The 10013-nt window shown below is 60.3% G+C and carries 13 protein-coding genes and 1 pseudogene; 4 read left to right on the forward strand and 10 right to left on the reverse strand.

Annotated elements, in window-relative coordinates; translation table 11 throughout:
- On the forward strand, nucleotides 1–371 hold a 371-nt coding region (locus FBZ90_RS28005), incomplete at its 5' end, for a hypothetical protein (RefSeq protein WP_186456078.1).
- A gap of 410 nt (nucleotides 372–781) precedes the next feature.
- Here FBZ90_RS28005 and FBZ90_RS27520 read toward each other — a convergent pair.
- Nucleotides 782–1126, reverse strand: coding sequence for a type II toxin-antitoxin system PemK/MazF family toxin (locus tag FBZ90_RS27520; protein WP_145736937.1), 345 nt, complete (start codon nucleotides 1124–1126; stop codon nucleotides 782–784).
- Nucleotides 1113–1325: an AbrB/MazE/SpoVT family DNA-binding domain-containing protein gene (locus FBZ90_RS27525; protein ID WP_145736940.1), complete on the reverse strand. Its 213-nt coding sequence runs from the start codon at nucleotides 1323–1325 to the stop codon at nucleotides 1113–1115. Before FBZ90_RS27525 ends, FBZ90_RS27520 begins: the two co-directional genes overlap by 14 nt.
- Before the next feature lie 549 nt (nucleotides 1326–1874).
- Here FBZ90_RS27525 and FBZ90_RS27530 point away from each other — a divergent pair.
- Entirely contained in the window at nucleotides 1875–2111 is a 237-nt protein-coding gene (locus FBZ90_RS27530; RefSeq protein ID WP_145736943.1) for a hypothetical protein, read from the forward strand.
- 9 nt (nucleotides 2112–2120) lie between these two features.
- On the opposite strand, the gene FBZ90_RS27535 is transcribed toward FBZ90_RS27530, so the two are convergent.
- The gene (locus FBZ90_RS27535; RefSeq protein ID WP_186456079.1) at nucleotides 2121–2372 is read right to left on the reverse strand and encodes a helix-turn-helix domain-containing protein; all 252 of its coding nucleotides are present in this window, start codon (nucleotides 2370–2372) and stop codon (nucleotides 2121–2123) included.
- 132 nt (nucleotides 2373–2504) lie between these two features.
- Here FBZ90_RS27535 and FBZ90_RS27540 point away from each other — a divergent pair, with 132 nt between their 5' ends.
- Nucleotides 2505–2693, forward strand: a complete 189-nt coding sequence (locus FBZ90_RS27540; RefSeq protein WP_145736950.1) for a hypothetical protein — start codon at nucleotides 2505–2507, stop codon at nucleotides 2691–2693.
- Between the two features lie 68 nt (nucleotides 2694–2761).
- Here the strand turns inward: FBZ90_RS27540 and FBZ90_RS27545 are convergent, their stop codons facing one another.
- The 5 genes and pseudogenes from FBZ90_RS27545 to FBZ90_RS27565 form a co-directional block, all read right to left on the reverse strand.
- Nucleotides 2762–3277, reverse strand: a complete 516-nt coding sequence (locus FBZ90_RS27545) for a hypothetical protein (protein WP_145736951.1) — start codon at nucleotides 3275–3277, stop codon at nucleotides 2762–2764.
- Entirely contained in the window at nucleotides 3274–4485 is a 1212-nt protein-coding gene (locus FBZ90_RS27550) for a hypothetical protein (protein ID WP_145736954.1), read from the reverse strand. The genes FBZ90_RS27545 and FBZ90_RS27550 overlap by 4 nt, the downstream gene beginning before the upstream one ends.
- Nucleotides 4486–4643: 158 nt before the next feature.
- Nucleotides 4644–4946, reverse strand: a complete 303-nt coding sequence (locus FBZ90_RS27555; RefSeq protein ID WP_211102384.1) for a BrnA antitoxin family protein — start codon at nucleotides 4944–4946, stop codon at nucleotides 4644–4646.
- 140 nt (nucleotides 4947–5086) lie between these two features.
- Nucleotides 5087–5380 (reverse strand): annotated as a pseudogene (locus tag FBZ90_RS27560) (DUF4158 domain-containing protein); the annotation flags it as partial.
- A gap of 150 nt (nucleotides 5381–5530) precedes the next feature.
- Nucleotides 5531–6115: a recombinase family protein gene (locus FBZ90_RS27565; protein ID WP_145736958.1), complete on the reverse strand. Its 585-nt coding sequence runs from the start codon at nucleotides 6113–6115 to the stop codon at nucleotides 5531–5533.
- A gap of 296 nt (nucleotides 6116–6411) precedes the next feature.
- On the opposite strand from FBZ90_RS27565, the gene FBZ90_RS27570 reads away from it, so the two are divergent.
- Complete coding sequence (locus FBZ90_RS27570) at nucleotides 6412–7782, forward strand: Hint domain-containing protein (RefSeq protein ID WP_145736960.1); 1371 nt, start codon at nucleotides 6412–6414, stop codon at nucleotides 7780–7782.
- Nucleotides 7783–8741: 959 nt separating this feature from the next.
- Here FBZ90_RS27570 and FBZ90_RS27575 read toward each other — a convergent pair.
- On the reverse strand, nucleotides 8742–9317 hold the full coding sequence (locus FBZ90_RS27575; protein ID WP_145736962.1) for a plasmid pRiA4b ORF-3 family protein: 576 nt from the start codon (nucleotides 9315–9317) through the stop codon (nucleotides 8742–8744).
- On the reverse strand, nucleotides 9314–10013 hold a 700-nt coding region (tnpC, locus tag FBZ90_RS27580; RefSeq protein WP_145736965.1), incomplete at its 5' end, for an IS66 family transposase. The genes tnpC and FBZ90_RS27575, both read right to left, overlap by 4 nt.

Below are 10013 nucleotides of genomic sequence, written 5' to 3' on the forward strand. Positions count from 1 at the left end.
AGCGGTACGATCACCTGCGGGCCACCCTCGCGGACTGCGAGGCCACACAGCGTTTCCTGATGCCGGAACTCGCAGCCGCCGCGGAAGATCGCGCCGCGACGAAGGCGGCGGCCGAAGCGGACAAGATACCCCACGGCGCCTATCGGGAGGCGATCATTGAAATCCTACGGGGTGTCTACCCCGGCAAGCTGAAGGCACTGGAAGTGGGGGAGCGGGTGCGCTCCAAGTTCCGGTTGCAGGCGCATCCCAAGACCGCCGGCATGACCCTGACCCGGCTGAAGAACGAGGGCATCGTCGGCTTGGATGGCCGCCACTGGTACTTCATCCCTGAAAGCGACCTGGCGCGACCGGCGCGAAGCAACTTGAGCTGATGAGGGCACAGGCTGGGCGGGCCAGTGTTCAGCTTTGACCGGAGCCGTCAAGCTGGTCAGTTGCCGTCGGGCCTTTTGAATACGTGCCCGCGCCGCGCATACTCCTGCTCCAGTTCTTCCACGAAGAAGGCCGCGCTGTTAGCCAGGGTCAAAAATTCCACAGTCAAGAGAGCCTGGGGGCCCTGGCCAGCCGGTATGGGGTCAATCAGAAGACAGTCGCCAAGTGGCGTGGGCGGCATGGACGGGGTCGCTCACACCGGTGGTCATTCCGTTGCGATTTCAAGGAAGCCTGGCCCGAGAGGGGCCGTTGAAAGCTGCTCGGAGCCCGGGGCATTCCTTGGGGCCCCACAATTGGGCGGCGGTTTGTCACCCTCCGTTACCGATTGTGCAGCCACTTGGCCAGAAGAGCGTTAGGTCGGCTGCGCCAGTTCAAGCGCGAGGTGTCGTGCCACGTCGGTGCGATCCAGGGCAGGTAGGCTCCCGATGCGCTCTGCTTCCTTTGCCTCGATCGTTGCTATTTTGGCGGTGCGAACCACTGACTCAGCGGGTAGACCCGCCTGGGCCATGTCAGACACAGCCACGTCGCTCGGCCAGGCGCGATTGGCGGCGCTCGTGATCATCAGCACCCACAGTAATCCATGCTCTTGCTGGATGCCGCCCGCTGCGACGACAACGGCCGGTCTGCGTTCCCGTACTGGACGATCGGTGTAGGGAAAGGGGACCTTGACGACGTCCCACACTTCAAAGCCCAGCATAGGCCCTCCGATCCGCTTCGCTATTCCATTCGCTGAAGGTGGCAAACGGGTCCTCATGGTCCTTGGTGGCGCGAGTCAGTAACACCCGCTCTCCATCAATGGCGTAGGCGATCTCGTCCCCCTCTCTCAAGTGCAACGCTACGCGAACCGCTTGGGGGATCGTTGTCTGTGCCTTGCTGGTCAACTTGCTGGTGATCACGGTGTCCTCCGGTTAAGGAATGTTCTCGCGAGAAAGGTAAGGAAAATCCTTTCTGGGTTCAAGGTACCCATCCGGGATGGTGGTAGAGGTCGAGCATAGTGTTGGCCTGGTTCCCATCAGGTGAGCGTGATGCGCTCGTCGTCGTGATAGTCGAAACGGAAAGTCCGGCATTCGTTGTCCACCCAGGAGTGGCCACGGCTGGGGCGGGGCGATGCCGCTTGCAGACGGTCAACCAGCAGCGTAACGGGACCCCATATCGGCGCCCAATGGGGACCCCAGTGATTTGCTGGCAATCGGGTTGTCCCGGTAGCGTATAGGAGGGCCTCGTCCCCGGAGCGCAGCGCCCCTGGCGATGCGCGGAGCGGAAGGGATGGGAGTTGCCTGTGCGCCCACCGGGAGAACCCGCTGGGGTGGGGTCCAGAAGGAACAGTGGCAGAGGCGACACTGCTGACGCTGCGGAGGCGCTGGACGTCAGTTTTCGAATAGAATTCAATCCCTTTCATAAGCCGCCAGTCGGCCGCGGTACACCGCCTCAATCAGGAGCACGCGATGGCGATGATGGACGTGAAGATGTATTATGCGTTGCGCGCTGCCGATATCCCTGAGGACAGGGCGCTTATCGCTGCCACGTTGCTCACCACCGCACTCACAACGGACGTGTCAGTCGCAGCTCTGCGCGATGGGGTCCAACAGACAGTGAAGCTCTTGGATCAGATCACCTGCTTAACCCGCTTATGCCTCATAGCCACCTTGATGGTCACCTTCATGGTCTTCGTCATGAGATAACCGGGCTGACTAGCTCTGGATTGTCACCCCGGTGAAGCCCTTCAGGAAGTCACCGGCGTCAACACCCATGGCTGCGCAATAGCGGACATAGTCAAGCAGGTCCAGCAGCAATTCCCGCCGTTCGTACTTCGACACGATTGACTGTGTTGTCCCCATCCGGTCGGCAAGCAGCGCTTGCGTGACGCCACGGCGCTTACGCTCTGTGACCAACGCGGCGATGATCGCCGTGTAGGTGGGATCGAATTTATCCCGATGCGCCAAACCAAACTCCCCCTGGGTCTGGACAGGGGGTACGGCACACCTGTAAATAGTCATGAAGTGACTATTTCTTAAATCACAGCGCACGATGGCCAGGCTGTTGGCCCTCGGTGTTCCGCCAAATCAGAGGCTGCTATGGGCACCATCTTCGTTATCATCGTCGGCCTGATTCTTGTCCTGCCGGTATTGGCGCCGGGCTGGTTCTCCCATACCAGGGATTATGACCCCGACGTGAAGAAGCGTCAGGCGCAGCCACGGCGTTATCGCTCGACAGAAGACGACTCTTCTATGTCGCTTTCGATCGGTAACATGCGGCCGCATTGACGCTCGCTGAATTAGGCAGGTGCACGCCGCTGTGTTAGGCGGCGCGCCTTGCACGATGCCTTAATGACCTAAGTGGCAGGCGCCCACCCTCGGCGAAGCACATCCTTGATCGACCGGAATAGAGAGATCAGGTCCGGGATCATCCGCCGCATCGTGTCCATATTGCCGTCGAACTGAGGTCTAGGGAGCGGAGCCCAGATCCCGATAGGAGGACTGCGGCGCTCGCCAGCATCGATGGCAATATCCAGCAATGTGGAACCGGCGCTCTTGCCCGCCTTGTGATCTTCTCCCTTTATCATTGGTTCAAGCATGTCGTAACGCTGAACAACCAGGGAGCCGAACCAGGTCCAGCCGCCAATCTCCTCGTGATCGAACTCAAACACCTTAAACTTTTTATCCCAATCCAAAGAGACGCCACAGGATCGGAAAATTTCGGCGGCTTCAGCCATATTCAAACGGGGGCCATCGATATCCCGCTGTACCGAATAGGCTTGGCAGAACTCCAAGTAGTCGGGCACATAGTTTGACGCCGCCAGTAGGTCCAGCAGCTTTTCATGGAAAGCGGGGTCGAAGGTTCGAGTCATTCGTATATCGTTCCGTTAATATCTCTGATTTTAATGGAAAGCTCTTTAGCCTTTCTGAGAATAGAGGCTGGTACGGGAGATGTCTGAATTGGTACTTCTAACCAAAGCTGGCCACTAAGATAAGTTTCAACTAGGCGGTCCGGCCGAGAGCGGACATCGGCGATCCTTGTGCCAGGGCTATACTTTCTCTTGGCCTCTGTCAGCATCGCAAACGCTGAATCTTCCTTGATATCAGCTAATTGAGTGAACTTACGAGATACTGGGCCGGCGCCAAGGGCGGGATCGCGTGGCTCGTAAGAATCCAACACCCAATATCCTTTCCCGGATATCTTCTCTACATAGATTTGATTGAAACGATAACGTGCCGCCTGCTGCCGGTCGAACTCCTTCCCAGCCCGTACCCGTTCCAGCCATGTCGTGAGAGAGCGCAGAACGGTGGCGCCCGGGAAAGCGGTGCCAGAGGTCGCTGAAGAGGGAAACGCGGTGTCGGCCTCGACGACGTCGAGCACGGCAAAGCTGCGCCCTTCGGGCAGCCCGGCCACGGTTTCCATACGCACGATCATGGGGCTGAAGCCCTGAGCGACCGCCTGCGCTCGCAGTGCCAAACCAGCGCGGGCCGCCTCAGCCCGAGCTAACCCCACCCGGGCGGCCTCGCCCAGTTCGCTGGCCTGGACTTTGGCCGCCGCCGCCGCTTCCGCCCCCCGCGCCATGGCCGTCACGGGGGAGCGCCCGGCCTCAATGCCCAGGAACTCCAGGAAGCCCAGCAGTTCCTTGCGCCAGCCGGCGGTATCGGCGATCCAGCCAGCACGGCCGGCACCCTCCACGCCTGCCACTACGCTGGCCTGGATGCCGTAGTTGGCCAGGTCCAGCACGTAAGCGCCCAATTCCAGCGGCGCGTAGAACGCCCGGTCCACCGTGCCAAGCAGATCCGGACGTTCCATGCCCAGGACCTGTCGCGTCTCCGGCGAAAAGCCCAGCTTGGGGGGCGGCCCCAATTCCCGGGTGATGGTCTGCGCGATCGACCGTTCGCGCTCCGGCGGCGGCCTGAATCCTGGGACAGGATAGATGAACCGCGGATGCCCGGCCGGGTCGGTGGCCATCAGCGGGGCCGTCGACCCGTGCGGTGTTAGAGTATAGCCATCAGGTAGCCACCAATCCGGTGGCAGTTCCCGCATGAAGACGCCGACATAGGTATCGGTATCGGCCATGGCACGTCCCCGAAGTTGCGCGCCCAGGTTGATCTACAGCGCGCAACCTCATGGTCAAGGCTGCCATCTCGGCTTATGCATTTCGACCGCAACAGCGTCGCGACGGATCCATTCCAAGGTGCGTCATTCCTTGGTTGTCCGGCTTTTCCAAGAATTTCCTATGAGGGGTCTGCCCGATTCCCGGCCTGTCCTCCATGTGTTTGAATGTACTCTCGAAGGGCGGCGTTTATTCTGGCCTCATAATCGTCCCCCTGCCGACGAAACCACTCCAACACGTCGGCGTCCAGCCGCAAGGACAGTTCTATTTTCACGGGACGGTAGTACTTTCCCCGCTGGCCGCCAGCCCAGTTGGTGATTTCGGGGGCGTCGCTGGTATCGATGGGGCGGGTGTCTCTGGACAGTTCGTCCAGTTCAGCCAGAAGCTTGGCGGAGATCGGTGCAGGATTACCTTTTTTTTTCATAGTGTCTCCTTTCTGCGGGCGTTGCCCGGCGGGCAGAGGTAGCCCAGCCCATCCTGATCGAAACAGTAGCAAGATAACGCAGGATGCCGCCGCGCGTCTCCGCGGTGGGGAGGGTGAGAGGCTGGTGCGTGCCCGCCGGTTTGACCGCGACGACGATATTCAGCGTAGTCGGCCGGCTCAGCGCCGACCTGGTGCGCGACGAACGCAAGAAGCGCCGGCGGCGGGGTCTCGTCCGGCTCGGGCATTCTCCCAGGATAACGCAGATAACAAAGGAGCACGGCGAAGCCGCGGCGATTATGGGCGGTGCGCTTGGGGTTGATCAGGTCCAGGTCTTCCCGGCCCAGCGTATAATGCCGGACCAGTTCACGTTCATCGTCCGGAACCGCCAGGAAGCCCGCCCATTGATCAGGTGACAGAAGACGTCGTCGTGCCATCGTGGCTCCCTTGGCGGAATAGATGACAACCGCAATGCCTGGTGCAGTCCATTCACACACCCAGCGATGTGACACAACCTGGGATTATCCGGGCGGGCTTCCCGTGCCTGGTTCCTCGCACGTCCATGCCTCCCATCGTGCCCGCAATCTTCATCGACTGGAGCCGGTCCAGCCGGTACGTGCCAGCGTGTCGATGAGCGTGCTTCGGGCAACGCCGAATGCTCGACAGACCGCAGCTTTGCTCGCACTGGCATTCAAGGCGGCAACCACAGCCTCTAACTTTTCTGGCTCAATAGCGCGTGGCCGACCACCATGGCGGCCGCGCCGCCGTGCCGATACAATCCCCGCTTGTATTCGTTCGCGAGTCAAGGCACGCTCGTATTGGGCGAGTGCCCCAAAGATATGGAACAGGAGCTCCCCGTGTGGCGTGTTCGTGTCCATAATACCCTCCGTCAGGGACCGGAACGCGACGCCAGCGTCGCGCAGGCCGGCTACGACGTCGAGCAGGTGGGGCAACGAGCGGCCGAGACGGTCGAGTTTCCACACCACCAGCGTATCGCCAGACTTCAAGAAGTCGAGGCACGACTTGAGACCGGGCCGATCATCACGCGCACCGGATGCCTTGTCCTCGAACAGATGGCGGGCGTCCACTCCGGCAGCGATCAGAGCATCGCGCTGCAGGGCCTTGCTCTGACGGTCATTCTCGGACGAGACGCGCATGTAGCCGACCAGCATGTGCGGAAAACCCCTCCGAAGTGGTTTCTGCGCACTCTGCCATTCCGACATAGGTTTTCGTGCAGAAAATGGCAGGGTGCCGTGGGGAGGGATGCCGTTGCCCTTCCCCTGTCGGAAAACAGGTATTTCCTGGCGAAAGGCAGCCGCCGAGGACGGCAGAGTAACGCACCCCAAGCTGTTTATTTCCCAGCAATCATCATCACCGCGGTTGCTCTGGGTTTGTCCGTTTATAGGTCAACTTCGCGCATTTCGTTAGTTTTGACTTAGCATTATATTAGCCATCGAGGGGGAGGGTCATGGGAATACGACAGTGTTCATCGGCTCACTGCAGCGGGGCGGACGCCGAAATCAACGAGATCTGCAAGCAACTGGGCTGGCCTGTTAATCATCCGGTACTAACGCGGGATGCCACTGGGCCGTGCACCTGCAGTTGCTCCTGCCTAGCCTTTGGCACACCTGTACAAGCTGGCGATGGTAGCTTCCGCGCGATCGAGACATTTGTCGTTGGCGATGCGGTGAATGTGGCTGGCCGGAATTTGGCATGGGCTCCCCAGCAAGTAGTGTTCAGCCAGGGAACGACGGGCGCGTCCGTTCAGAAGTATACGGTATTGATTGAGTATCTAGGGACTGCCATTGCGGTGACCAGCGATCACCTCTTCCTGACAGCTGACGGAACTCTGAAGGCCGCTGATCGTCTGGCTGTTGGTGACAAGCTCATTGCCCCGGATGGAGCGCCGGTTCCGATTGACTCGGTATACATTGGTGACTTCTTGTCGGGTTTCCACCACATTTCAACTTCAAAGTCTGAGCCAAGTGTGGATTTGTCCGGCCACCTCCTCAACACGAATGGGGTGGTGAGTGCCGACTATACAGTCCAGATTTTCTACCGCACGGGGCAGCTAACCGCGAAGCTTGCGGATGGACACGATAGCCTGCCGGTTGTCGGTTCGCCCGAGTATGTGAAAGCACACGGTCCGGCCTGCCTCAAAGGTCCCGCCGCCACCGTGGGCGGGATCCGTCCGGCGCCTTTCAACGCCTCCGGCGTCCGAAGACAGGCGGACTTCGTCCCAGCCGAAAAGACGATTCTGACTATTCCTGATGATGCTTGCCGGTTCATTTCGGATCAAGAAGCCGCGCAGAAGGCTCTTGACCCGATGCGCAGGTGGAACGACCCGCTATCGCGCGAGTGGACAGAAGCACTGCTTCGTCAACATCACGCCTTCTACCCCGATGTTCAGTATCACTTGGATTGGGCTGACGATACTGTTAACGCTTACGCTTGGGTCGAAAACGGAGTTCGACACGTAGCGCTTAAGGGGGGCTTAGTTCGGCACATAGCACTCGAACTTGAAGGAATCGCACTCGTCTTGGCGCATGAGCTGGCGCACCACTACGGTGGACAGCCGACCTTCCCGGGGGGGCTATCTTGTGAAGGCCAAGCTGACTATGCGGGGGTCGCGATCATCATGCGTAACGTGTGGTTTGGTGAGCAGTACATCAACATGACGGACACAGGGATCGCTCAGATGGCCCGGTTCTTTGGTGTGCCTAACACACCCAATGTGCCGGGCGGAAACGCCGGCTGCAATCACCCCCCCGGTGCCTGCAGGATCGCTACCTATCACGCGGCGGTATCGTTGGCAGCTAAGCCCATCTGCGCAGGCTAGTTTCTCATGTATTTGGATTGCGAATGAATGAACTTGTACTGCCGCCAGGCGTTTTAGAGAAACTCCGCGAAGACCCCACTCTCACCTATCATTTAGGTGTCTGTGCTGCCGACCCAGAGATGCTCTCGCTTTTTCTGGGTCGGCTTGCTGGGGATAGCGGTCGGGGAAACGCCGTATTGGCGCTCTCGGCTCTCCGCGCCTACGGAAACTGGCTGGTTTCTGGCCGCCGAACAATATCTGATACGGATTATGTGCATCGCGTTGAAGCGTGCGAGAAATGCCCGCATTCAGGCCCACCAACCGAAGCGCTACTTCATAGGCTTGCCCAACTCAGCGGGACATCGCGGATCTGTACGATCTGTGGGTGTGACGTACATCGCAAAGCCCGCTTACCAACCGAATCGTGTCCGGATGTCGCATTTGGGCCGAGCGGCAGGTGGAGAGTAGTGTCGTATGAATGAGCGCCAACTCGGCCCCGTGACCATTGAAGATAACGGGCTTACGTCCTTCGTGCCGCCGTGCTTCCATTGGGAACTTCGTAGCTCGGCTGGAGAGATCATCGAGACAGTGTCAGATATAGATTCCTCATTCTCTGTATCTGTAGATATTGAAGAAATCGTTACGCGGAGGATGCGGGTATCTGGAAGGCTTGTGAATTGCCCGTGCGCCAATGGTCAGGTGGGAGTACGTTTCGTCATCGAGGCACTGAACTCGCCTGACCTCTGAGATTGTCTTGAACTAACCTGCCCATCGGAATCCATGTGGTTTCCGGCAGTGCCTTGGGACTGCCTTTCCGCCTGTCCCAAGGCCCCAGAATCATAGCCGGGAAACCCTGTCGAATTGATCGGCTGTACGGGAACCAGCGCAGAGAGGTTTTCCGTACAGCCGCCTCAGCCCAATCGGACTTTCTGTTCCGTTGCTACTCAAACCCCAGTTTCTTTTCTGTAAGCGTCAGCGGATCACCGCGTCTTTGCCTTTTTCGGTGCTGACCGGCGGGCGGCGATGCGGGCGAGCCTTTGCTTGACCGGTTGCTCATCGAAGACGCCGGGATCGTAATCACCGAGCCACTCCTTGATCTCGTCGTAATCGGGATGGTGCGGGTCAGCGAGGATGTCGAGCTGGGCGTAGAATCCAGGAATGCCGCCGCAATCCTCCGGCGGCGCGGCACCTTCCCCGGCGACGTAGCGGGGATAGGCGACACCCATTTGGGGCGGACGGGGCCGGGTCACGGTCAGTTGATGTTCCCAGCAGTCGCCGAAGTCGTAGGTGTAGAGGAGCTTGGTCTTGCGAGGCCGCAGCAGGTCCAGAAGCGGCAGCTTGGCGGCCCGGCTTTGGGATATCTCCTCGCTGTCGCTGGCGAATGACCAGAGATGGGCATCCTGCCATTCCATGACGGCCTGGATGACGCCGTGCACCTGCTTCAGCGTCATCGCGACCGGCACCTCGACCTCGCGCCAGATCGGCGGCTCGGTGTCGAGCAGGTCGATGCGGACTGTAGCGATGAGCTCTGGCGGGAGGGGTGCGTCGGCTGTCATGCCGCGAGTTTGTCAGCCCGGCGTGTCCAGTTCCAGGGCAGAAGTTCGGCCAGCCGGTTGATCGGGTGACCCTTGGCCATGCGGTCCAGCACGTCGGCCAGATAAGCCTCGGGGTCGAGCCCGTTCAGCTTCGCCGTCTCCAGGACGGAGTAGAGGAGTGCCGCCCTGTCGCCGCCCGCCTCCGATCCCAGGAACAGGAAGTTCTTTCTGGTGATCGCGATGCCGCGCAGGGAGCGTTCGGCGGGATTGTTGTCGATGGCGATGCGGCCGTCGGCGACATAGAGGGTGAGCGCGTTCCAGCGGTTCAGCGCATACCCGATCGCCTTGCCCAGCGTATTCTTGGCCGACAAGCGCCGCTGCTGCGCCTCCAGCCATGGCTTGAGGTTGTCGAGGATGGGAACGGCGAGTTGCCGTCGCGCGTCCCGACGCTGGTCGGCCGACAAGCCAGTGATCGCGGCCTCGACCTCGTAGAGCCGCCCGATCCGGCGCAAGGCCTCCTCAGCGATGGGTGACTTGGTCTTCTCGTACTGGTCGTAGAGGTGCCGCCGCGCATGGGCCCAGCAAGCCGCATGGACGATGCCCGATGGAACGATGCCGGGCTGGACCAGGCCCGATGGCCGGGTCAGGGCCTCATAGCCCGTGTAGGCGTCGGCCTGGATCACGCCACTGAACCCGGAGAGATGCTCACGCGGGCGC

The sequence above is a fragment of the Nitrospirillum pindoramense genome, from assembly GCF_007827955.1.
GTDB lineage: Bacteria > Pseudomonadota > Alphaproteobacteria > Azospirillales > Azospirillaceae > Nitrospirillum > Nitrospirillum amazonense_B.